The organism is Allobosea sp. 01N443 (assembly GCF_056399325.1).
This window is the reverse complement of sequence record NZ_JBFTRC010000074.1, coordinates 26,353-49,905: the sequence shown is the minus strand read 5'-3', so window position 1 is coordinate 49,905 and position 23,553 is coordinate 26,353. Positions and strand designations below refer to the sequence as shown.

Annotated in this window: 22 protein-coding genes; 2 read left to right on the top strand and 20 right to left on the bottom strand. The window is 66.6% G+C overall.

Translation table 11 applies throughout. The features are described from left to right. From AC1DRP_RS18890 to AC1DRP_RS18870, 5 genes are all read right to left on the bottom strand, one after another. On the bottom strand, positions 1–649 hold a 649-nt coding region (locus tag AC1DRP_RS18890), incomplete at its 3' end, for an extracellular solute-binding protein (RefSeq protein ID WP_476769260.1). A gap of 185 nt (positions 650–834) precedes the next feature. Next, entirely contained in the window at positions 835–1,782 is a 948-nt protein-coding gene (locus AC1DRP_RS18885; protein WP_441507932.1) for a sugar-binding transcriptional regulator, read from the bottom strand. Between the two features lie 6 nt (positions 1,783–1,788). After that, positions 1,789–2,463: an HAD family hydrolase gene (locus tag AC1DRP_RS18880; protein ID WP_441507933.1), complete on the bottom strand. Its 675-nt coding sequence runs from the start codon at positions 2,461–2,463 to the stop codon at positions 1,789–1,791. A 76-nt stretch (positions 2,464–2,539) separates the two neighbouring features. Continuing rightward, positions 2,540–4,000, bottom strand: coding sequence for a xylulokinase (gene xylB, locus AC1DRP_RS18875; RefSeq protein ID WP_476769259.1), 1,461 nt, complete (start codon positions 3,998–4,000; stop codon positions 2,540–2,542). A 90-nt stretch (positions 4,001–4,090) separates the two neighbouring features. Continuing rightward, positions 4,091–5,104 (bottom strand): zinc-dependent alcohol dehydrogenase, encoded by a 1,014-nt coding sequence (locus AC1DRP_RS18870; RefSeq protein WP_476769258.1) that lies wholly within the window; start codon positions 5,102–5,104, stop codon positions 4,091–4,093. 216 nt (positions 5,105–5,320) lie between these two features. Here AC1DRP_RS18870 and AC1DRP_RS18865 point away from each other — a divergent pair, with 216 nt between their 5' ends. Continuing rightward, the gene (locus tag AC1DRP_RS18865; protein ID WP_476769257.1) at positions 5,321–6,268 is read left to right on the top strand and encodes a sugar-binding transcriptional regulator; all 948 of its coding nucleotides are present in this window, start codon (positions 5,321–5,323) and stop codon (positions 6,266–6,268) included. Between the two features lie 20 nt (positions 6,269–6,288). Here the strand turns inward: AC1DRP_RS18865 and AC1DRP_RS18860 are convergent, their stop codons facing one another. After that, positions 6,289–6,525, bottom strand: a complete 237-nt coding sequence (locus tag AC1DRP_RS18860; protein WP_441488386.1) for a DUF1127 domain-containing protein — start codon at positions 6,523–6,525, stop codon at positions 6,289–6,291. A 127-nt stretch (positions 6,526–6,652) separates the two neighbouring features. Here AC1DRP_RS18860 and AC1DRP_RS18855 point away from each other — a divergent pair, with 127 nt between their 5' ends. Beyond that, a complete protein-coding gene (locus AC1DRP_RS18855; protein WP_441507935.1) occupies positions 6,653–8,167 on the top strand; it encodes a winged helix-turn-helix domain-containing tetratricopeptide repeat protein in 1,515 nt (504 codons plus the stop codon). Positions 8,168–8,195: 28 nt separating this feature from the next. On the opposite strand, the gene AC1DRP_RS18850 is transcribed toward AC1DRP_RS18855, so the two are convergent. The 14 genes from AC1DRP_RS18850 to AC1DRP_RS18785 all read right to left on the bottom strand — a co-directional run bounded on the left by AC1DRP_RS18850 (position 8,196) and on the right by AC1DRP_RS18785 (position 23,539). Continuing rightward, entirely contained in the window at positions 8,196–8,585 is a 390-nt protein-coding gene (locus AC1DRP_RS18850) for a GFA family protein (RefSeq protein ID WP_441488388.1), read from the bottom strand. 74 nt (positions 8,586–8,659) lie between these two features. Then, a complete protein-coding gene (locus AC1DRP_RS18845; RefSeq protein WP_441488389.1) occupies positions 8,660–9,451 on the bottom strand; it encodes an inositol monophosphatase family protein in 792 nt (263 codons plus the stop codon). Then, entirely contained in the window at positions 9,444–10,289 is an 846-nt protein-coding gene (locus AC1DRP_RS18840; RefSeq protein WP_476769256.1) for a phosphodiesterase, read from the bottom strand. Before AC1DRP_RS18840 ends, AC1DRP_RS18845 begins: the two co-directional genes overlap by 8 nt. A gap of 92 nt (positions 10,290–10,381) precedes the next feature. Further along, the gene (locus tag AC1DRP_RS18835; protein WP_476769255.1) at positions 10,382–11,653 is read right to left on the bottom strand and encodes an ABC transporter substrate-binding protein; all 1,272 of its coding nucleotides are present in this window, start codon (positions 11,651–11,653) and stop codon (positions 10,382–10,384) included. Between the two features lie 108 nt (positions 11,654–11,761). Further along, complete coding sequence (locus tag AC1DRP_RS18830; protein ID WP_476769262.1) at positions 11,762–12,526, bottom strand: carbohydrate ABC transporter permease; 765 nt, start codon at positions 12,524–12,526, stop codon at positions 11,762–11,764. 110 nt (positions 12,527–12,636) lie between these two features. Continuing rightward, a complete protein-coding gene (locus tag AC1DRP_RS18825; RefSeq protein WP_441507937.1) occupies positions 12,637–13,560 on the bottom strand; it encodes a carbohydrate ABC transporter permease in 924 nt (307 codons plus the stop codon). A gap of 2 nt (positions 13,561–13,562) precedes the next feature. Continuing rightward, positions 13,563–14,744, bottom strand: coding sequence for an ABC transporter ATP-binding protein (locus tag AC1DRP_RS18820; RefSeq protein ID WP_441507938.1), 1,182 nt, complete (start codon positions 14,742–14,744; stop codon positions 13,563–13,565). A gap of 75 nt (positions 14,745–14,819) precedes the next feature. After that, positions 14,820–15,641: a metallophosphoesterase family protein gene (locus tag AC1DRP_RS18815; RefSeq protein ID WP_441488394.1), complete on the bottom strand. Its 822-nt coding sequence runs from the start codon at positions 15,639–15,641 to the stop codon at positions 14,820–14,822. A gap of 507 nt (positions 15,642–16,148) precedes the next feature. Beyond that, the gene (locus tag AC1DRP_RS18810; RefSeq protein WP_476769254.1) at positions 16,149–17,267 is read right to left on the bottom strand and encodes a M24 family metallopeptidase; all 1,119 of its coding nucleotides are present in this window, start codon (positions 17,265–17,267) and stop codon (positions 16,149–16,151) included. Further along, positions 17,264–18,484: a M20 family metallopeptidase gene (locus AC1DRP_RS18805; RefSeq protein WP_476769253.1), complete on the bottom strand. Its 1,221-nt coding sequence runs from the start codon at positions 18,482–18,484 to the stop codon at positions 17,264–17,266. Before AC1DRP_RS18805 ends, AC1DRP_RS18810 begins: the two co-directional genes overlap by 4 nt. Positions 18,485–18,501: 17 nt before the next feature. Further along, positions 18,502–20,124, bottom strand: coding sequence for a dipeptide ABC transporter ATP-binding protein (locus tag AC1DRP_RS18800; protein WP_476769252.1), 1,623 nt, complete (start codon positions 20,122–20,124; stop codon positions 18,502–18,504). Positions 20,125–20,128: 4 nt separating this feature from the next. After that, the gene (locus AC1DRP_RS18795; protein WP_441488398.1) at positions 20,129–20,953 is read right to left on the bottom strand and encodes an ABC transporter permease; all 825 of its coding nucleotides are present in this window, start codon (positions 20,951–20,953) and stop codon (positions 20,129–20,131) included. Beyond that, on the bottom strand, positions 20,946–21,893 hold the full coding sequence (locus tag AC1DRP_RS18790) for an ABC transporter permease (protein WP_441488399.1): 948 nt from the start codon (positions 21,891–21,893) through the stop codon (positions 20,946–20,948). The genes AC1DRP_RS18795 and AC1DRP_RS18790 overlap by 8 nt, the downstream gene beginning before the upstream one ends. Before the next feature lie 89 nt (positions 21,894–21,982). Then, a complete protein-coding gene (locus AC1DRP_RS18785; RefSeq protein WP_441488400.1) occupies positions 21,983–23,539 on the bottom strand; it encodes an ABC transporter substrate-binding protein in 1,557 nt (518 codons plus the stop codon). Positions 23,540–23,553: the final 14 nt, after the last annotated feature.

Sequence of the window (23,553 nt, the reverse complement as noted above, 5' to 3'; positions counted from 1 at the left end):
CGTCCATGCCGTTGCGCTTGGTCGCATACGGGATGTCGTTCACGGCGCTGTAGTTTTCCAGGAAGCTCCACTCGTAGTCGCCCGGCAGCACCATGGCGCATTTCGACACGCCCTTGGCCTTGATCGCTTCGAGCTGCGGCTCGAGCTCCTGCCAGGTCGCGCCGGGCTTGTCGAAGCCCGCGGCTTTGAAATGGTCGCGGTTGTAGAACAGGATCGGCGTCGAGGAGTTGAACGGCATCGCCTGGAGCTTGCCGTCGATGGCGTAGTAGCTGACGACCGGCGCGATGTATTTCTTGACGTCGATCGGCTGGCCCTGCTGGGCCATCAGTTCGCTGGTCGGGATGATCGCCCCCGAATTGACCATGGTCAGGAAGGAGCGCTCGTTCGACTGCACGATCTCCGGCTGGCGCTTGGCCCGATAGGCGGCGATCGTGCCGTTCAGGACCTCGTCATAGGTGCCCTTGCCGACCGCCTTGACGACATAGTCCTTCTGCGAGTCGTTGAACTTCTTGACCAGCTCGTCGACGCGTTCGCCGAGCGTGCCGCTCATCGCATGCCAGAACTCGATTTCGGTTGCCGCCTGGGCGCAGGACAACCCCGCCAGAAGCATCGCACCCGCACCAGCGAGCGCACCAAAGACAGGTCGCATTCAAAGCCTCCCTCGTCGGTTTATATGAGCATCTGCTCTTGATTGAAGCATATGCTCGCACACTCCGCTTCTATGTCAACCATCGATGACAAAGCGATGACGGCCGCCGGCAATCGGGGGGCACGGGCCGGACATCAGGACGAAGCGGGAGTGACGCGATGGACGCAGGGAGCTGCTGGCCGGCCTCAGAGCGCCAGCAGGGCGCGCGCCGTATCCTCGTCCGTGACGAGGCCATTGATGAGACGACCGCTGAGCGCGGCACGCAGAGGAGCGACCTTGGCGGTACCCTGTCCGATGCAGATCCGCAGCCGGTCGCTGCCGGGCTCCGGCGGCACGGAGGTGACCCGCAGATTGGTACCGCGGTCGAGCAGCCTGCCCTCACCGTCGAAGACCCAGCCGGTAACCTCGCCGACCGCGCCGTGGCGCACCATTTCGAGCAATTCGCTGCGCGTCATGAAACCGTCCCGATAGAGCACGGCGTCCTCGCCGATCTGGCTGATGCCCATTAGCCAGAGATCGGCCTCGCCGGCGATCGCGCGGATACGCCGGATCGCCTCGATCTCGATCAGCTGCGCCCGCTCCTCGGGGCTCGAGACATAGAGCGGCAGCGGCATCGGGAAATGCTGGGCCTTGGTGATCTCGGCGAGCTTGACCAGCGTGTCGAACGGGCTGGCGGAGCCATCCGGCGAGATCGTGCCGACCAGCGAGACGAGCCGGTGCAGCGGGCAGGACATCGGCGACACCCGCTCGATGCTGGCGCGCATCGAACGCCCGGTACCGAGCGCCATGACCAGCGATTTGCGCGAGCGCAGCCAGCGCTCGATCAGCACCCCGCCGAGCGAGGCGACGCCGGCCGCAGCCGTCTCGGCCGAGCCGTCGGAGGGCGCGATCTCGCAGTGCTGCAGCTCGAAACGATCGCGCAGCCGTGCCGCAAGCTCCATGCAGGCGCCGATCGGATGGTTCATCTGGAAGCTGATCAGCCCCTCGCTGCGGCTGAGCGAAACCAGCCGCTGCGCGGCGGGGCGCGAAATGTTCAGGATCCCGGCGATGTCGTCCTGGGTGCGGCCGGCAATGTAGTAGAGCCAGCCGGCGCGGGCGGCATCGTCGAGGCGCGCGCTGTCATTATCGGCCATGACGCCTCAGCCCGCCGTTGCAGGCAGCGCGAGCTCGCGCCAGGCGCCGAGCAACCTGTCGGCGCCGGCCTCGACCAGCGCGCGCCGCTGGTCCAGCACCGCAAAATGACTGCCTGCGGTCAGGCCATAGGCGGTCATTCCCGCCGCCTTGGCGGCAAGCACGCCGCTGACGCTGTCCTCGATGACGAGGCAACGCTCGGGCGCTACGCCGCGCTCGCGCGCCGCAAGCAGGAAGAGGTCGGGCGCGGGCTTGCCGCGCTGGACGCGCGTCGTGCTGAAGATCCGCCCCTCGAACAGATTCCAGAGCTCCACCTTGCGCAGGCAATGCTCGATGCGCTCCTCGTCGCTGGAGGACGCGACGCAATAGTCGACATCGAAGGCCTCGACCGCCTCGCGCACGCCGGCAACGGGTTGCAGCGCCGCGCTGAAGGCGGAGAAGAGCCGCGCCCGCCAGTCCTGCCTGAAACTCTCCGGAGCCGGCCGGCCGGTCATGCGCTCATAATCCTCGACGACTGCGCTGGCGGGGCGCCCGAGATAGCGCCGCATCACCGCTTCCAGATCATAATCCGGGTCCAGTGGCGAGAGAATATCGACCAGGGTGCGGCAGCTGATCGTCTCGCTGTCGACGAGCACGCCGTCGCAGTCGAGGATGATGAGGTCGAAGCGTGGAAGCGGAGCCATGAGACAGCAACAATCTTGAACGGATGCTCCGATCAAGAGCATCCGCTCGCATTCCTGTCAAATCCTGCAACCGCGCCTACTGCAGCGCGCGACTGAATTCAGCGGCGCTCTGCCAATCGTCGTAGCGCTCCCGATAGGCCGCAACGAGATCCCGCTGCGGATTGAAAATCTCGGGGCTTCTCAGGGGTTGGGTACAGATTTCGCCGGAGTTCTCGCCGGTGCAGGCCAAGCGGGCGAGCCGCGCCGCCCCGAAGGCGGCGCCGGTCTCGGTCTGAGGATAGCGATGCAATCTCATGTCCAGGACGCTGGCGAGGATGGAGAGCCACAGGCCCGAACGCGCGCCGCCGCCAATGACCACGGCTTCCATGATCGGCCCGCCCGCGCTTTCCAGCGCCGCCTTGCCGTCCCTGAATGCGAAGGCGACGCCCTCCAGCACCGCCTGCGTCATGGCATTGCGGCCGGTTTCGTGACCGAGACGGGCGAAGCCGCCGCGCATCTGCGGGTCGTTATGGGGCGTGCGCTCGCCGGAGAGATAGGGCGTGAACAACACCGGCGATGGCGCCGTGACGGTCTCGCCGAGCGCCGCCAGCAACTCGGCCTCTGTATGCCCCGTCACGTTCGCCCACCAGTTCAGGCTCGCGGCGGCGGAGAGATGGACCGACATCTGGTGCCAGAGGCCGGGCAAGGCATGGCAGAAGGCATGAACGGCCCTGTCAGCCCGCGGCTCGAAACCGGCGGTGGTACGCCAGAGCACACCGGATGTGCCGAGCGACAGGAAACTCGCCCCGGCGGCGACGGCGCCCAAGCCAACCGCGCCGGCCGCATTATCGCCTGCCCCTCCGGCAAAGAGCGGCGGTGAATCAAAGCCGAGTTCGCGGGCGAGATCCGCGCGCATCCGTCCGGCGGGCTGCGAGCCCTCGACGAGGGCTGGCATCTGGCTGCGATCGAGCCCGGTCGCAGCAAGCATCCTCTGCGACCAGTCGCGGGAACCGACATCGAGCCAGAGCGTGCCTGATGCGTCCGACATCTCCTCGATCGCTTCCCCCGTCAGCACAAGGTGCAGATAGGCCTTCGGCAGCAGGACTTTTCGGATGCGCCGGAAGAGAGCGGGCTCATGCCGGCGGACCCAGAGCAGCTTTGGCGCGGTGAAGCCCGGCATCGCGATGTTGCCGGTGATGGCGCGCGAGGCCGGCTCGGCCGCCTCGAGCGCGGCGCATTCCGCGCTGGCGCGGCCATCATTCCAGAGGATGCAGGGACGCAGCGGCCGGTCGGCCTCGTCCAGGAGTACGGCGCCATGCATCTGCCCTGACAGGCCAATGCCCCTGCAGAGACGAAAGGCGGAGGGCGCAGCGTCCCTCAGGTCGTGCAAGGCGCCCAAGGCGGCGGCGACCCAATCGCCCGGCTCCTGCTCCGACCAGAGCGGCTGCGGACGATGCACGGTGAGCGCGCGCGCCGTATCGGCGACGACGCGTTGTTGCCCGTCGACCAGGATGGCCTTGAGCGACGAGGTGCCGAGATCGATGCCGATGAAGCTCACGTCAGGCGCCACCTCGCCAGTGTCGGACGCCCGTCATGTTTCCACGAGCGCTTCGGTCATCGGACCGGATATCGTGTCCGGTCTGATGATCTAAGCGATCAGGCTCTTCACCATGCCGGGCTCGTTGGCGGCGTGGCGACGAAAGGCGTCGGGCCCGTCGGCAAGCGAGAAGCGGTGGCTGACGACCGCATCGACATCGACCTTGCCCTGCGCGACGAGTTCGATCGCCCGGGGATAGACATGGCCCATGCGCCGCGAGAACTTGATGGTGAGGCCGCGCCGGCGGGCTTCGGCGGCGGGAACGACATAGCTGTCGCCATCGGGAATACCGACGAGCACGACCCGCCCGCCGATGCGCGCGGCGCGAATGGCATCGCGAAAGCCTTCCGGTGCATTGGTGGCCTCGACCACCAGCGGCATGCCCTCGCCCTTCGTCCAGTCCGCGATCTCGGCCACGCTGGCGCCGGCCTTGCTCGCGCCGAGCTTGAGCGCCAGCGCGCGCCGATGCTGCTGCGGATCGCAGGCCAGAATCTCGCCGACGCCGACGGCCCGGAGCACCTGCAGGATCAGGAGCCCGATCGGGCCGCAACCAATCAGCGCGACGCGTTCGAGCAGGCGGGGCTTGGCGAGGTCGACCGCGTGGATCGCGACGCCGAGCGGCTCCAGCATCACGGCATCGCTCGGCGTGAAGCGTTCCGGCACGGGAACGATCTGCGATTTCGGCACCCAGATCCGCTCGGTCATCGCGCCATCATGCGGGGGCGCACCGATGAACACGACCTCGGGGCAGAGATTGGGGTGGCCGTCACGGCAATGCTGGCACTGGCCGCAGGCCTGATTCGGATCGACCGCGACCAGTGCGCCCCGCGCCAGGCCAAGCTCCGGCAGGTCCTCGGTCAGCCAGCCGCTGAACTCGTGGCCCGGCACGAAAGGGGTGGCAATCACGGCCGAACCGATGCCGCCATCCTTGTAATAGTGCAGATCGCTGCCACAGAGGCCGACGGCCGCGACATCCAGCAGGGTTTCACTGGCAGCCCCCTCGCGCAGGTTGAACGGCGCGAAGCGCGCGTCACCCGCGGCGTGAAGAAAGATGGCGTGGGACATTCTGCAACGCACTCCGGCTTCGCTGGGTCTTCTACAAATGTATTTGTGTATTTACATTAGTGAAGGTCAAGGCAAATCCGCAGCGGCAGGCCGCATCGCTGTGCGTTGTCGCAGCAAACGAAAGCGATGTAAGCCCGGTGCAGGAACGCAATCTCGACCGATTCCGCCGCGAAGGGCTGGCGGTCTCGACGCCGCTCTCGCCCTTGGGATGACGCGATGCCGGAGGATCCGCAAACCCAGGTCAGGGCCGCCTGGCTCTATTACATGGAAGGCCTGACCCAGGCGGATATCGCCGACCGGCTGAAAATGACGCGGCTGCGGGTCAACCGCCTGCTGAACGAGGCGCGCAGCAGCGGGCTCGTGAATATCACGATCAATTCGCGGCTGGAGAGCTGCGTCAGGCTGGAACAGGCGCTGGTCGAGGCGTTCGGCCTCAAGGACGCGATCGTCGTGCCGACGCCGAGCGACCCGGCACAGATCTCCGCGCAGATCGGCAAGGCGGCCGGCGAGCTGGTCTCGCAGATCATCGACGAGCATCCCTCGGGCGTCTTCGGCGTCGGCTGGGGCGGGACGCTGCGCGAGACGATCCGGCATGTGCGGGCCGGCCAGTATCGCGACCTGACCGTGACCTCGATGATGGGCGGGCTGACCTATGGCATCGAAATCAACACGTTCGAGATCGCCAGCCATTTCGCCAGGCTCTGGCAGGCGGAGTGCCATTATCTGGCGGCACCGATCTATGCCGGCACGCCGCAATCGCGCGACACCATCCTGGCGCAGGACGTGTTCGAGGCCGCCTTCGCCCGCATCCGCGCGACCGATGTCGCGATCCTCAGCGCCGGTGATCTGAGCGAGCRCTCGCTTTTGGTGCGCTACGGGCTACCCGGCGATGTCGGCCCCAGGGAATTGGCGGAGCATGGTGCGGTCGGCGACATGCTCGGGCAGTTCATCGACGCTGAGGGCAACGCGATCGACCACCCGATCAACCGCCGCGCCATCGCCCTGCCCCTGGACGGCCTGCGCCGCATCCCGACCGTGATCCTGGCATCCGGCGGCACGAACAAGGCCGCGGTGATCGCAGCCGCACTCCGCGCCAGGCTGGCGTCCGTGGTGATCACCGATGAAGACGCCGCCGCGGCGGTGCTGGCGCTGCATCGTGGCTGACGCGTGAGCGCGCGAGGCGCTCATCGCCGCCAGAAGGGCTTGGCGATCTCGGCCTCGACCTGCCATGTCGTCAGGCCGATATCCCTGATCAGACGCGGATTCTCCTGCAGGTTCCGCGCGAGCTGCCAGCGGAAGCGCAGCCGCCAGCGCCAGGTCGTGAGAATGCTGCGCAGGCTCGCCAGACTGGACTGCAAACGCGACATGCCCGGCGGCGCGGCCCGGTGCGGGACTGAGGCAAGGGTACAAGATCCGTCCATGACAACCTCCATCCGGTTTGAGGGGTCGGGAGCCCTCGGCCTGAATGAGGTTGAAGACTGCGGGAGACGAGCAGCGTCGTACTTAAGCCAGCCCAAATAGTTCCAAAAACTTCCAAACGGGCTATAAATGCGCCGCATGCAGGGATCGCGCTTTGCCTTTGGTCCGTTCGTGCTTGATTCAGGTGCGGGAACGCTGCTTCGCAACGATGTCCCCGTTGCCCTTGGCCAGCGCGGGCTGAAACTGCTTGCGGCGCTCGTCGAGCGGCCCGGCGAAATCCTGGAGAAGGCCGCGCTGATGGATGCGGCCTGGCCGGGTACGGCCGTCGAGGAAGGCAATCTCACCGTCCAGATCGCGCAGTTGCGGAAGCTGCTGGGCCCGGGCGCCGATAGCGGCGAATGGATCGTGACCGTTCCGCGCGTCGGTTACCGCTTCACGGGGGCGATCGAACAGCTTGACGGCGCGAGGCGCGCCCCTTTGGCGCTGCCCGGGAAACCCTCGATCGCCGTTCTGCCCTTCGTCAATCTCAGCACCGATCCCGAGCAGGAATCCTTCGCCGATGGCTTGACCGAAGACCTGATCACCGACCTGTCCCGCAATGCCGGCCTGTTCGTCATCGCCCGCAACTCGGCCTTTGCCTATAAGGGCAAGGCGATGGATGTGCGCGCGATCGCAAGCGATCTTGGCGTGCGCTACCTGCTGGAGGGCAGCGCCAGACGCGCCGCGGGCCGCGTGCGCATCAACGCACAGCTGGTCGACGCGGTGAGCAGCGAACATCTCTGGGCGGAGCGCTTCGATCGCAGCCTGGAGGATATCTTTGCCGTCCAGGACGAGGTCACCGGCAAGATCGTCGAGGCCCTGCTCGGCCGGCTCAGCGCCCCGCCGCCGCGCAACCGGCCCAAAAACCTCGAGGCCTATGACCTCTGCGTGCGGGCGCGCAAGCTGATCGATGAATCCCCGCAGACGGCGCGGGAAGCGCATCTGATGCTGACGCGCGCGGTTTCGCTCGATCCGGACTACGCCGAGGCCTATCGCTGGCTGGCCATGAACCACTGGATGGGCTGGGTGCATTGGGGCGAGCCGATGGAACCCGCCCGCAGCACCGGCCTGGCCCTGGCGCGCAAGGCGGTGGCGATCGACCCCAATGATGCCGGCTGCCGCTGGGTCCTGGCCTATCTGCTGGCCTATGACCGCAGCTTCGCCGAGGCGGATGCGGAATTCGCCCGGGCGATCGAACTCGACCCGAACGAGGCCGATATCTTTGCGACATTATCCGACATCGCGGTCCTCGCCGGGCGGACCGAGGACGGCCTCGCGCATATCGGCAAGGCGTTCCGGTTGAACCCGTATCCGGCGGGCTGGTACTATCTGACGCTCGGCCAGGCGCAATATGCAGCGGGCGACTACGAAGCCGCCGTCGAGACGCTGCGCAAGGACGAGACCTATCGCACGAGCTCACGCCGCTTCCTGGCGGCAAGCCTGGCCCAGCTCGGCCGGCTCGACGAGGCCGGCTCCGAGGCCGCGCTGTTCCTCGTCGGCAATCCGCATTTCACGACCAGGCACTGGGCCGCGACGGAGCCCTTCCGCGACGCCCGGACGCTCGCGCATTTCGTTGATGGCTTCCGCAAGGCCGGTCTGCCCTGACGTCGCTGGCGTGCACCGTTCCTGCGCCCTATTCCTCACGCCCCGGGGCGTCGCGATCGCGCTCGTAGCGTCTCGCAAGCGGAAAGGGCGGCAACCAGGATTCGCGCCGGATGATCCAGCTTTCATAGGTCGGCATCAGCTGGTCCGGGGCATCGAGCGAGCCCAGATTGACTTCGATTTCATCGCCGCTGCGTCCGAACAGGGGCGAACCGCAACGGGGGCAGAAGAAGCGCCCGCGATAGTCGCGGGTTTCGCCCTCGACCGTCACCGCATCCTCAGGAAACACCGCGGACGCATGGAACAGGGCGCCATGATATTTGCGGCAGTCGAGACAATGGCAGAGGCCGACGCGGTAGGGGCGGCCCGAGGCCACGATCCGGACATTGCCGCACCGACAGCCGCCCGTGAAACGGTCCATGCTGCGTCTCCTCGCGAGGTCAAGCCGCCGGAATGGTTACAGCGATCCCTGGGAAGCGTCCATGCGAGTGGGGCTCAGGCGCCCCTGATCGCCTCCAGGAGCTCCTCATGGATCAACCCGTTCGAGACGACCTTCTCCAGGTCCTCGTCGCGTGAATCCTGTCCGCCGACCGTCGTGACCTTGCCGCCGGCCGCGCGCACCAGCGGCATGGCGGCGGCGTGCGAGACGATGTCGGCCTTCAGCCCGATGAAGGCATCGAGCCGGCCTGCCGCCACCAGCGACATTTCAAGCCCGCCGGAGACGATGACGCGCACGCCGCGGCAGAGGCCCGACAGCCGCCGGATGACGGCGCAGGTCCGCTCCGTATCCTCAATCGAATAATGCGAGGTCAGGCAGATCGAGACGACCGCGTCGGCAAGGCTCTTGGTCCGGGAGACGGCGGCAGGCTCTCCATTGATGCTCGCGACGGAACCTTCGGCATAGCGCGCGACCAGCCCGGCGAGCGGGGCATGGGTCAGGCCGAGCACGGTGCGGCCCTCTTCCTGATAGGCGAGCGTCACCGAGAACCAGGGCAGGCCGCCGGCATAGTTCACCGTGCCGTCGAGCGGGTCGATGATCCAGCAGGGCGCGTCGGACGCGCCGGAGAAGCCGGCCTCCTCGGAGAGGATCGCCGCCTCCGGCGTCAACCGGCGCAGGCCCGCGATGACGAGACGCTCCGAGGCGAGATCGGCGGCGGTGACGACATCGCGCAATTCCTTGCGCGTCACGGAAAGCTGCTCGCCCTGCATCGCGACCAAGAGATCGGCGGCCTCGCGCGCCAGCGCGCCGGCCTGTTCGAGAAGGGAAATCAGGCGCTGGTCAGACATGGGCTGCCACCGCCTGCTGCTTGCCGGGATAGGCGGGGTCGAGCACGAAGGGCCGGCGCGGGCCGAAATCGCCGATCGGCTGGAGATGGCTGACCAGGCCGGTCTCCGGTTTCCAGACATGGATCGCGAGCGCGGGCGGCTCCATGACGAACCAGTTCTCCGTGCCCGGGCACAGGTCGAGCGCGACCTGATGGGCGGTGCCCGGCGCGACAAAGCCGATCGTGCCGGCGAAACGAAGCTGGATCGGGCGATGGTAATGGCCGCAAAGCACCCGCTCGATCTCGGGATGACGGGCGATCAGCGCGACAAAACCCGGCGAGACCCGGCAGGGCATGATGTCCATGCCGTCGACGCCGACCGCGAAGGGCGGGTGATGCATGAAGATCAGCGTCGGGCGGCCGCGCCCCTCGGCAAGGCGCTCAGCGAGCCAGGCCTCGCGCTCGGCACAGATCTCGCCGCCATCCTCGCCGGGAATGACCGTATCGAGCCCGATCAGCCGGACCGGGAAGTCCTCGATTACGTAGTGCAGGAAGCCGCTCTTCGGCAGGTAAGAACCGCCCTCCCCGAGCACGGAAGMGAAGACCTCGCGCCGGTCATGGTTGCCGGGCACGGCATAGACCGGCATCGGCAGCCGCGCGAGCTCGGCGCGGACGATCTCGTATTCCTCCGGCAGCCCGCAATCGCAGAGATCGCCGGTGACGAGCACGCAATCCGGCCGGGGCTCCAGCGCCAGCACCGCGTCGATCGCCCGTCGCGTCGCAGCATTGGTGTCGACGATGCCATAGGCCGGCTGGCCATGCGGGCGCACATGGAAGTCGCTGAGCTGGGCGATGATCATGAGGGCTCCGTAGGGCCAGGCAAGGATGATCGAAAGGATTTGCCGCCCGGCTGGCGCCGGGCGGCGTGGAGCGAAGCGTCAGGCGCGCCTGTTCACTTCATCAGCGCTTCGGTCTCGGAGACGATGCGCTCGATGCCGGCCTTGGGCTGGATGTCGCCGCGCATCACGCCGGAGATCACCTCGCGCTGTTGGCGCCAGATGCGGACCGAGTTGCCGCCGGGATAGCCTTCCCAGGGAGCAGCGCGCTGGACCTGGCCGTTGATCGTCCGGAAATTGGCGTTGTCCTTGTAGAACGGACCGAGATACGCGTCCCCGCCGGCGCGCAGGTTGGTCGGCATGTAGCCGGCGGTCTCGACGACGATCTTCTGGGCCTCGGGGCCGGTCACGAACTTGATGAATTCCCAGGCCGCCTTCTGCTTGGCTGAATCCTTCGCCGTGATCAGCGCGGCGTTGCCGCCGGTCGGCAGCTTGCCCTTGGCCTTGTCATCGACCGGGAAGAGCGCGGTCTTCAGGGTGAAGCGGTCGCCGATCAGGTCGGTGACCTGGCGCAGCCGTGCCGGCGTGTCGAAGAAGATGCCGATCTTGCCGGCGATGAACTGCTGGCGCGACTGGTCCCAGTCGATCACCGGCATGCCGCCTTCCGTGACGAGACTGCGCAGCAGGCCCAGCGTCTTCTCGCCCACCTCGCCGCCGAAGGCGACTTTCTTGCCGTCGGGCGACAGCATGGAATGGCCGCCCTGCAGGATCACGCCGCGCCAGAGCCAGTCGTCGGGCCAGTCATGGATATTGTAGGCGAGACCGGCGGTGTCGCCGCTACGGATCTTTTTGGCGAGCGCAACCACCTCGGCCCAGGTGTCGGGCAGTTTGTCGGGGTCGCCGCCCGCCTTCTTCACCAGCTCGGCATTGACATACATCAGCGGTGTCGAGGCGTTGAAAGCAAGGCCAGCCTGCTTGCCGCCGACCTGGCCGAGCGCGAGCAGCGCGTCGGAGTAATTCGCCTTGCGCCAGTCTTCCGGCTCCCCCTTCAGCAGCGGGGCGAGATCGACGACCTGCTTGCGCTTGTCGAGCGTCTCGACCAGTTCGCTCAAGAGATGGAAGCCGGAATAATAGACATCCGGCAGCTGGTTGGTGACGGACTGACGCAGCATCGCCTGATGCCCCTCGTCATAGCTCGCCGCCGGCGCGCGGAAATTGATCTTGATCTTGGGGTGCGCCTTCATGAATTCCGCGGCTATCGGCTCGTGGAACTTGGCGAAGGCCGGGAAGGCATAGAGCACGTCGAGCGTGACATCCTGGGCGCGGACGGCCGTGGATGCGACGAGGGCGAGCGCTGCCGCAGCAAGCGCCTTGCCAAAGGGTTTCATGTTTGATCTCCGTGACATGGACAGCGAAGCTGCCGGGTTGAATCGATGCGTCAGGCCTGAGCGTCTTGCGGTTGGAGCTTGGCAGTGCCGGTCCTTGTCGGAGCCTGCCTACTTCACCCCGGTCATCGTGATGCCGTCGATAAACCTCCGTCTGGCGATGAGGAAAGCGAGGACGAGCGGCGCGGTCAGGATCGTCGYCGCGGCAGTGAGCGCGCCGTAATTCGAGCCGGTCTCGGCATCGGCGAAGAACATCATCCCGAGCGGCGGCGGGGCGAGCTTGGCATCGGAAATGACGATCAGCGGCCAGTACAGGTCGTTCCAGTGCGCCACCGCCGAGAAGACCGAGAAGGCGGCGATGGCCGGCCAGGCGCTTGGCGTCACGATGCGCCAGACGATCTCGAACTCGCTCATGCCGTCGAGCCTTGCCGCGTTGATGATGTCGTCCGGGAAGCTGCGGAAGAACTGGCGGAACAGGAAGATGGCGAAGACCGAGAGGAAGAACGGCACCATCATCGAGAAATAGGTGTTGAGCAGGCCGAGCTGGGCGAGCGCGATATAGAGCGGCATGGCCGGCACCTGCACGGGGATGCAGAGCCCGAGCAGCACCAGGACGAAGAGCGCGTTGCGGCCGGGAAAGTTCAGCTTCGCCAGGGCATAGGCGCAGGGAATGGCCACCAGCAGTTGCACGACGAGGATGCCGGCGCAGAGGATGACGCCGTTCAGCGCGAAGCGGAGCAGCGGCGCCTTCTCCATCGCGAAACCGTAATTCTGCAGGCCGTAGAACTGCTTTGGCCAGAGCGAGATCTCGGCGCTGAAGATCTCGGCCGGCGGCTTGATCGAGGTCACCAGCATCCAGATGAAGGGCGCCAGCATGAAGATGGCGCCCGCGATCAGCACGCCATGGACCAGGGCGAGCGAAAGGAAACGGCGCAGCACCGAATGCACGGGCGTGACGGCGGCGGGGGCAAGCGCAGGAGCGGCCATCAGTAATGCACCTTCTTGTCCAGCGCGAAGGTCTGCACGGCCGAGAAGACGAGGATGAAGGCGAGGAAGATGAAGGTCAGCGCCGCGGCATAGCCGGTGTGGAAATACTGAAAGCCTTCGAGATAGATGTTGTAGAGCAGCACCTCGGTGGAGCCGACCGGGCCACCGCGCGTCATCACCGCCACCGTGTCAAAAATCTTGAAGGCGGTGATCATCGTGGTGACGAGCACGAACATCGTTGTCGGCCCGAGCAGCGGCCAGGTGATGGTAAGGAAGCGGTCGATGCCGCTGGAGCAGCCATCGATATCGGCCGCCTCGTAGAGATCGCGCGGGATCGCGGTCAGCCCGGCGAGGAACAGGATCATGTTGAAGCCGAGCAGCTGCCAGATGCCGATCACGGCCAGCGTCGCCAGCGCCGTCGATGGCTCGCTCAGGAAGGCGACCGGCGCAAAGCCGAGCCATTTCAGGAGACCATTGACCGGGCCGAGCGAGGGGTGGAGCAGGAACTGCCAGACGGTCGCCATCGCGATCAGCGTCGAGGTCACCGGCAGGAAATAGATCACCTCGTAGAAGGACCGGCTGCGGCGGCGCCGATGCACCATGACCGCGATCAGCAGCGCGCCGAAGACGCCGCCCGGCACGACGATCGCGACATAGAGCAAGGTGTTGACGACAGAGCGCCGGATGATCGGATCGGCCAGCGCCTTCTGGAAATTGGCGAGGCCGACCCAGTCCATGTCGACGCCGCCGAACTCGTAATTCGTCAGGCTGAGCAGCATCAGCACCGCAAGCGGCAGCAGGATCGTCAGCAGCAGCAGGATGAAGGCCGGCAGCGCGAAGCCGAGCCCGGTCAGCCGCTCGATCAAGGCCCGCCGGCGGGCGACTGGCGCGAAAGCGGCGGGCGATGAGAGGGCAAGCGTCATGCTCAGGCCCTCAGCGGCACGACGGAGGCGCCGCCCTGCCCGCGCGGCTCGAGCCTGTCGCCGTCGGCATCGAAGATATGGCTCGCCGCTTCATCGAAGCCGAGCGTGACCTCGGCCGCCTCGTTGACGCCGGCGGCGACCGCKGGGCTCGCGCGCATGGTGACGCCCGGTGCATCGCGCCCGGCGAGATCGAAATGCAGGATATATTCGGAGCCGAGATTCTCCTTGCGCCTGAGCCGCGCCGAGAACCAGGCGCGGCCTGCGCCGGCCGGCTCGCCATGGATAAGCGTCAGCGCCTCCGCGCGGATGCCGAGGGTGACCGCCTGCCCCGCCGCCGGCGCCACCGCAAGCGCCATTGGCCGGCCAAACAATTCGAGGCGGCCTGCAGTGCCGACCGTCGCGGGCAGGAGGTTGATCGCCGGGCTGCCGATGAACTGCGCGACCTTGAGCGAGGCCGGTTTCTCATAGAGCTGCGAAGGCGTGCCGAGCTGCAGAATCTCGCCTGAATCCATCATCGCGACGCGGTCCGACATCGTCATCGCCTCGACCTGGTCATGCGTGACATAGATGAAGGTCGCGCCCAGGCGCTTGTGCAGCTCCGCCAGCTCGGTGCGCATATGGACGCGCAGCTTGGCGTCGAGATTGGACAGAGGCTCGTCCATCAGGAAGACATCGGGGCTGCGCACCATGGCGCGCCCGAGCGCAACGCGCTGGCGCTGGCCGCCCGAGAGCTGGGCCGGCTTGCGGTCGAGCAGATGGCCGAGCTGGAGCTGGGTCGCGACCGCGTCGACATCCGTCATGATGCCGGCCATGGCCTTGCGCCGCTGGCCCGAGAGCAGGCGGAGCAGCGGCAGGCGCTGCCAGAGTTTCAGCCGCGCCATCATCAGCGGCAGCGCGATATTCGCCCGCACGCTCATATGCGGATAGAGCGCATAGGACTGGAACACCATCGCGACGCGCCGCTCATGCGGGCGCAGATGATCCACGCTGGCCCCGCCAATGGCGACGCTGCCGGAATCCTGCTGTTCCAGCCCGGCGATGATCCGGATCAGGGTCGATTTTCCGCAGCCGGAGGGGCCGACCAGCGTCAGGAATTCGCCATCGGCAATGTCGAGTTCGACCCCGCCGAGCACCTGTGTCGGCCCAAACGCCTTGGCGATGGAAGACAGTGCGACTGTGGCCATGTCGTTCGCCTCTTGAACTGTGAGGGATGGCGGGGCGGTGTCGAACGCGGCCGCGAGGCGCGGCCGACGGCGTCGTCAGGCGGCGCGCGGCGGGTAGACCTCGTGGATCACATCGTCGATCCAGAGCGTTGTCAGCGCGGGAATCTCATGGATCGCGGCGGTGAAATCCCGACCGTCGAAGCTATAAGTGACGGCGCCGAGCGTGCTTGAACCGGCCATGCCGGGCTGCAATTCGGGGCCGACGACGAAGCCCGAGGACGGCCCCCAGATGTAGCGCGTGCCATCGATCATGAAATCATGGGCCCGGTGCAGATGGCCGCTGGCGACGAAGGCGACGTCATGCCTCCGCACGAGATCGAGCAGATGGGCCCGGGGCCTCGGCGGCACGCTCCAATAGCCCTTGTCGCCTTCATCCGGCGTCTCGACGAAGAGCGGCCGGTGCAGGAACCAGCCGAGACGGCGCCCCTCGGCCTCGGCGATCTCGCGCTCGAGCCAGGCGAGCTGGCGCTCCTCATCCGCCTCGTCGCTGCCGAACAGCATGGAATTCAGGCCGATCAGCCTGAAGCCCTCGATATCGCGGCTCCAGAAATCCGCGCCGAGATGGCTGCGCCAGCGCGCGAGACGCTCTGCATTGACCGGCTGATGCGGATGCCAGGCCTCGCCGACATCATGATTGCCGGGAATGCTCAGCACCGGCAAGCCGAGCCCGTCCAGCAATTCGCGGCAATGGCGCATATCCTCGTCGACATCGGCGCCATCGACCGTGACATCCCCGGTATGAATGACGAGGTCCGGCCCCTGCCCCGCCAGCCAGGCTCTCAGCGGCTCCCAGTTGCAGGCAAAATGCGGCTTGCCCGGGCTGAGATGGGTGTCGGAAATCTGCACGAGCCGCTGCATGGTCCCCTCCCAAAGGGCGCTCCCGGTAGGAAGCGGCCTGCCGCCGTCAGATGCAGGGCAGTGCTTTTGCAGTGGATCATACAAATGAATGTTTTATGACACAAATGTATTTTGCGAGATGACGTGGCTTGCCGCGCGGGCGTTGTGCACCGGGCTGGAGGCGCTCGGTCACCGCAGGTTCGGCCGGCTGAGGGGGGGATCAGAGGGTGGCGCCGACCACGCGCCCCTCAGCGGCGCCTGCGCCGGACCGAACGCCCGGCCTTGATCTCTAGCCTACGGAACCGCACGCCTCGCCCACGCCAGAGATCGCCCACGCGGCGCGGGGACGAGCCGCCTTGCCCTCTCCGTTCGCAGGCGTTCGACTTTGCAGCCACACCCGTCCGTATTGCGTCAAGTTCCAACATTCGGCGCCTGTTGCTGAGCGGACATTCGCCGCAACATTGGAGCCAAGGGCACCTTACCAAATCGCAATCCGGACCCAGACCGAAACCGATGAAGGACGAAGCTTCAATGCACGGTGCTTGAGAGCAGCTTGCGGGGCAGCGAGCTCATTCTCCTGCAGCCATCGGTTTCGACTACGATGGTTTCGCTGAATCCCAGGCCGCCGGCCGTCACATACATGTGAAAGACCATGCCCTCTTCGAGTCTCCAGCGCGCGTTCGGCAGGAACACGCGAGAGAAGTCGCTGGGCCGCGGGGTGCGGGCGTAGAGGCCGAGCGTGTAGCCGGTGACGTTATCGTAGGCAGGACGCAAACCCTCACGAAGCACGGCTTCACGCAGCACGGCATCGATCTCGCAGGCCAGGGCGCCCGGACGCATGGCTGCGAACTGCTCGTCCTGGAGCGCGACCAGACGCTCGGCGAGCAGTGAAAGTCCACGCTCGTCCCCGCCGATAAGCACCGGACGCATCAGTCGGGCGCCGTAATTGCGCAGTTTCGGGATCAGTTCGACATGGAGGATGTCGCTCTCGCCGAGCGGCTGCGCCGTCATCACGCCGTGCAGGAATTCGTGGTCGCCAATGCCGGGCAGGATCGGGCCGGTTTCGCCTGTATCGGCGCCGTTCTCGAGAAAGCAGGCAGCGGCGACGGCTGAGGCTGCCCTTGGCGAAAGCCCGGGCCGCGCCCTTTCCGCGATTGACCTCATCGCCTTGTCGGCGATGCTGGCGGCCTGGCCGATCTGGTTGATCTCGGCCGGCGACTTCACGGCCCGGAGCAGGTCGCTCGCCTGCGGCAGGTCGACAAAGCGAGCCTGCGGCAGAAGCGCCGCGAACCGGTCGCGCGTCGCGGCCGTAAAGCCATAGGAGAGATGATCGGCGCCGATCCGCGCGTTGCCGAGGCCCCGTCGACGGATTTCATCGGCCATCACGGCGTGGGGCTCAGCCGTATCGGGAAACCAACAGGCGGCGCGGCAGGGCCCGGCGTCGAGCTCCCGCAGGACGAACCACGGCTCGCCCTCGAGCGGCAGGAAAGCCGCGCGATACATTGTCTCCGAGACCGTGAAGCCTGTCAGCCATGCCAGGCATTCGGCATGGTCGACCAGCAGAAGCTCCGCGCCGACTTCCGCCATCGCGGCGCGGGCACGCGCCACCCGCCCCGCAAATTCCTCGCGCGAGAAGAGCGGGCTCACGCCACCTCGCAGATATCCAGGATGGTCAGCATGTAGATGCGGACCATGTCGAGGAAGTCGCGGATCTCGACGCGCTCGTCGGGCATGGTGTTGTAGCGCCCGCCGGGCCCGCAGACGATGCCTTCCATACCGGCTTCGGCATAGAGATGGCCGGCATCGGTGCCGAAGAAGCCCGGCGGCTTGATCGCGCCGGTCGGCTGCTTTTCGCCGCGCACCGCCTCATAGGCCGCATTGACCGTCTTGACGATGCGCGCGTCCCTGGCGACCTCGAAGGCCGGCATCGACTGGTGGCCTTCCTTCTTCTCGATGCGGATCGTGGTCTTCAGGCCGGGGAAGCGGGCCTCCAGCGCGGCGAGCTCGCGCTGCATGTCGGCGAGCGCGCCTTCTTGCGTCTGGCCGGGCGCATAGCGGCCGGAACCCTTGAGCTTGCAATAGTCGGCGACCTGCGGCGCGCGCCACTCGTGCAGTTCCTTGCCGAGCGCGCCATGGACGACGCCGACATGGACGCGGTTGATCGATTCATGCTCGGCGGTCAGAGCGCCGGAGAAGGTCATGCCGTTCAGCCGCGGGATCAGGTCGCAGGCCGCCATGACCGCGTCGACCGCCTGCTCGCGCTTCGAGAGATGGCGCGTGTTGCCGACGAGTTCGATGACGAAGGAGAAGGCGCAGGCGTGCATGGTCACGGCCTGCACGTCGGTCGGCTCGCTGTTGACGAAATAGTCGGCGCGGATGCCGCTGCGGATCGCAGCGACGGTGCCGACCCCGCCCTGAAGCTCGCCGACGACATAAGTCAGGACGACGTCGCCCTTCAGCTTCACGCCGGCATCGAGCAGCGTCTTCACCGCGCAATAGGAGGCCGCGTCGCCCGCCTTCATGTTGGATACGCCGATGCCGTAGATGAACTCGTCGTCGACGAGCCCGCCCCAGGGATCGACCGTCCAGCCCTCGGTTGCCGGGTTGGTGTCGAGATGGCCGTTGAACATCAGGCTCTTGCCGCCGCCTGTCCCCTTYCAGCGCCCGATGGCATTGGCGCGGCGGCCCTCATCGAAGGCCTGCGCCTCCGCCTCGATGCCCATCGCCTTCATCTGGTCGACGACATGATGGACGAGCGCCCGCTCGCCGTCGGTCTCGGAATAGCTCTTGTGCCTCGCCCAGTCTGAGAGGAGCGCGAGGCAGGCCTTCTCATCGAGGGAATGGATCAGGTCGCGGGGATTCATCGTCAGGGCCTCGAATGTCAGGCTGCCGCCGCGGCCGGAGCCGGCACGGCGTCGAGCAGGGAGCGGGTATAGGGGTGGAGGGTTCCGTCGGTCAGCGCGGTGACATCGACGAGGTCGACGAGGTCGCCGCGATACATCACCGCGACCCGGTGAGCGATCTGCCGCACCAGGTTGAGATCGTGGGTGATGAAGAGATAGGCCGTGCCGAAGCGCTTCTGCAGGTCGACCAGGAGCTCGACCACCGAGGCCTGCACGGAGACATCGAGCGCCGAGGTGATCTCGTCGCAGATCACGAGTTTTGGCTTCGAGGCGAAGGCGCGCGCGATCGCGACGCGCTGCTTCTCGCCGCCGGAAAGCTGATGCGGATAACGGTCCGCGAAAGCGGCCGGCAGCCTGACCTGCTCCAGCAGTTCGCCGATAGCAGCCGCATCCTTGCGCGCGCCCGGCTCGCCATAGAGTTCGAGCGGCCGCGACAGGATCTCGCGAATGCGCTGGCGCGGATTGAGCGAGGAATCCGGATGCTGGAAGATGATCTGGACGTCGCGGCGATAGGCGCGGTCCATGTCGTGGAGCCCCGCGATCCGGYGCCCGGCGAAGCGGATCTCGCCCTCGAAGCGGTTGAGGCCGGTCATCGCCCTGGCGAGCGTCGACTTGCCCGAACCGGACTCGCCGACGATGCCGAGGATCTCGCCCGGCATCACCGAGAGGCTGACCTCGCGATTGCCGGTGAACTGAGTGTTGGCGCGCCCGAGCAGCCGGCCGAGAAAGGGTTTGCGGCCGTAATGGACGCTGACCTTCTCGACCTCGACCAGCGGCGTGCCGGCGGCAGGCTTCGCCGTCTCGACGAGGCGGTGGTCGGGCCGGGGCACGGCGGCGAGCAGCTTTTGCGTATAGGCGTCGCGCGGGCGGGCGAAGACTTCGCCGACCGCGCCCTGCTCGACGATCTTGCCGCGATGGATCACCGCGACCTTGGTCGCGATCTGCGAGACGAGCGCGAGATCATGCGAGATATAGAGCGAGGCGACGCCGGTCTCAGCCTGCAGTTCCTTGAACAGGTCGAGGATCTGGCGGGCCGTGATCACGTCGAGCGCCGTCGTCGGTTCGTCGAAGATGATGCATTCCGGCTGGCAGGCGAAGGCGGTCGCGATGACGACGCGCTGCTTCTCGCCACCCGAGGCCTCGTGCGGATAGCGTCGCATCATCTGGCCGGGCACCTTCAGGCCGACATGGGCGAGACGCTCCTCGCCCTCGGCCCAGGCCTGCCTGGGCGTCAGGCCGCGATGGCGCACCAGCACCTCGGCCAGTTGCGTACCAAGCGAGAGCGTCGGGTTAAGCGAGGTGCTCGGATCCTGGAAGACCATGCCGATGCGCTTGCCGCGGATCGCCTCGATCTCGTCTTCCGAGACCTTCAGCAGATCCTGCCCGGTCAGCCGGATGGCACCGGCCTCGCGCGCGCTCTTCGGCAGGTGGCGCATGATCGCCCAGGCGAGCGAGGTCTTGCCCGAGCCGGATTCGCCGACGAGGCCGAGCACCTCGCCCCGGGCGATGGAGAGCGTCACGTCGTCGAGCGCGCGGGTAAAGCCCGCAGGCGTCGCGTAGTCGAGGCCGTAGCCGGCAATGTCGAGGATCGGGGTCGCCATCACCTCAGCTCCTCGGGTTCAGCGCGTCGCGCAAGCCATCGCCGAGCAGGTTGAAACCGATCGCGACCAGCGCGACGGCAAGGCTCGGCCACAGGATCATCCAGGGGCTCAGATGCATGAAGCGGCGGGCCTCCGCGACCATCAGCCCCCATTCCGAGGCCGGTGGCTGGGCGCCGAGCCCAAGGAAGGAGAGCGTCGCAAACAGCATCACCGCGAAGGCGACGCGGATCGTCATCTCGACGACGATCGGGGCGACGACATTCGGCAGCATCTCGCGCCCGACGATATAGGCGGCGCTCTCGCCGCGCGCGATGGCGGCGTTGACATAGTCCTGCTTGCGCACGGCGAGCGCGACCGAGCGTGTCACCCGCGCCATGCCGGGCGCGAAGGCGAGCGCGATGGCGAGAAGTGCGTTCATGCTGCTCTTGCCGAGCAGGTTCACGATCAGCAGCGCCAGCAGCAGGCTCGGGATCGACATGATGGCATCGACAGTGCGCATGATCGCCTCGTCGCTGCGCCCGCCGAGAAAGGCCGAGACCGTGCCGACCACGGCGCCGACCAGCGTGCCGAGCGCAGTTGCGATCACCGCCATGACGACCGTGGCGCGTGCCCCATGCAGCAGGCGGCTCAGGATATCGCGGCCATACTGGTCGGTTCCGAGCCAGAACTGCGCGCTCGGCGGCTTGTAGCGCATCAGCGGCGCCATCTTCTCGGGGTCGTAGGGCGCAAACCACGGCCCGACGATAACGGCGAGCAGGATCAGGCCGACGATGATCAGGCCGAGCGCACCTTGCGGCGAACGCAGCATCCGCTTGAGGATCTCAATCATACTGGATCCTCCGGTCGAGCCAGGCATAGGCGATGTCGGCGAGGAAATTGGCGACGGCGTAGGTCGTCGCAAGGATCAGCGCGCCGGCCTGGATGGATGGCAGGTCGCGCGCCTGGATCGCGACGATGAGCTGGCGCCCGATGCCCGGCAGCGCAAAAATCTCCTCGACGACGATGACGCCGCCGAGCAGATAGCCGACATCGAGCGCGACGATGGTGATGGTCGGCAGCAGCGCATTGCGCAGCGCGTGCTTGAACAGCACTTGCCGCTTCGACAGGCCCTTGAGGCGCGCTGCGCGGATATAGTCGGAATGCAGCACATCGACCAGTTCGGAGCGCACCATGCGCGAGACATGGGCGATCAGGATCAGCGAGACGGTCAGCACCGGCAGGACGAGATGCCTGAGGCCGCGCAGCGGATCCTCGGTCAGCGGCACATAGCCCGTCGCCGGCAGCCATTGCAGCCAATCCGCCAGCACCAGCACGACGAGCGTGGCGGTGACGAATTCCGGAAGCGAAACACCGACATAGGAGAGAAAGCTCACCCCCAGATCGGCGGCCCGGCCGCGTCGCACCGCCGCGATAATGCCGAGCGGGATCGCCAGCACCAGCATCAGCACGATCGAGAACAGCGCCAGCAGCAGCGAGCGCCCGAGCGCCTCGAGCATTGCGGGCGCAACCGGCTGGCCGGTGCGCATCGAGAGGCCGAAATCGCCGTGCAGGACGCCTGCGAGCCAGTGCAGGTACTGCAGCCAGATCGGGTCGTTCAGCCCCATCTTGACGCGCAGCGCCGCGAGCGCATCCGGCGTCGCGTTCTCACCCAGCATCATGACCGCAGCATCCGCCGGCAGGATCTGGGTGATCGCGAAGACGATCAGCGACACGACCAGCAGCGTGTAGCCTATCAGCAGGATCCTTTTGAGGATATAGGCGGGCGACACGCGCTTATGCCTCGCTTTTCGCTTGGAGCCGGATCCGATCAGATTGAATCAATCTGATCGGTGAAGCCGTCTCTCGCTTTGGAACGGGCTCAGCCGCGCTTCGGCGCGTTGGCGCCGAGCGAGACGAAATCCAGCCGGAAGACGGCGCCGCGCGGATGCAGCTGGTAGCCCTGTACCCAATCGCGCTGTCCGCCGAGCAGGTCGAAGAAAGCGGGAATGATCGAGGGCACCTCGTCATACATCAGCTTCTGCGCCTGCGCGTAGAGCGCGCGGCGCTTGGTCTCGTCGACCGTGGCGCGCGCCTCGAAGATCAGCTTGTCGAAGGCGGTATTGTTCCAGCGCGTCTCGTTCCAGGCAGCGTTCGAGGTGTAGAGCAGCGAGAAGATGGCGTCGGCCGTCGCCTGCATGTTGTAGAAGCCGACATAGAACGAGCCCTTCTTCCAGACCTGGTCGAGATAGGTCGCGTGCGGCATAGTCTCGACCTTGATGTCGAAACCGGCGGGCTTGGCCATCTCGCGCAGGGCCACGGCCAGCTGCGTGCGTTGGCCCGGACGATCCGAGGCGATCAGCGTCGCTTCCAGCCCCTTGGGATAGCCGGCCTCCGCCAGCAGCGCCTTGGCCTTGGCGATGTCGGCCTTCTTCGCCGGCAGCTCGGCGAAGAAGCGATAGGCCGGGCTGAGCGGGGTATCGTTGCCGGGCGAGCCAAAGCCCTCGGTGACGAAATCGACCATCGCGGCGCGATCGACGGTGAGCGCCAGCGCCTGGCGCACGCGCACATCGTTAAAGGGTTTTTGGTCGCAGCCGAAATTGACGTTGCAGAACTGGCCCGACGGCACGCGCAGCGCCTTGACGCCCGAGGCCTTCTGCAGCCGGCCGAACTCGGTCGGCGGCGTGGTGCTGATCAGATCGGTATCGCCGGCGATCAGCGCCGAGGCTTCGGCACTGACATCGGGGAAGACCACGACCTCGACCTTGTCGAGATAGGGCCGTGCCTTGTCGTAATAGGCCTCGTTGCGGGCGACCACGATCTGCCGCTCCGGCTCGAAGGAGACGAGCTTGAACGGGCCGGTGCCGATCGCCTGGCGGTCAAGCTTCTCCAGCCCGCCCTTGATGACGGCAGCCGGCACGATCTTGGCGTTGGTATAGGCTAGCGTCACCGGCAGATCGGCGAAGGGCGCCGACAGGGTGAAGACGACGGTCGCGTCGTCCTTGGCCGCGACCTTGGCGATCGGCCCGACATTCTGGCGTGCTGGCGAGGCAGTCTTGGCGTCGAGAATGGCCTCGAAGGTCGCGACCACATCGGAGGCCGTGCAAGCCGAGCCGTCATGGAAGGTCAGGCCCTTGCGGAGCGCGAAGCTCCATTCGGTCAAATCGGCGGAATTCGTCCAGGATTCAGCGAGATCGGGCTCGGCGCTCATGTCAGGATTCAGGCGCGTCAGGCCGGAATAGAGCAGTTCGGCAACGAGATATTCCGGGTTCACCCGGGTGACGAGCGGGTTGAGCTTGGAGACGGCCTGATCGACGCTGACGCGCAAGGTGCCGCCGCGCCGGGGCGCATTCTGGGCGAAGGCCGGCAGACCGGTCAGGCTAAGCCCGCCGAAGGCGGCGGAGGCGGCGAGGAAATCACGACGGTGGATGCTCGGCATGGAACGCTCCTTCA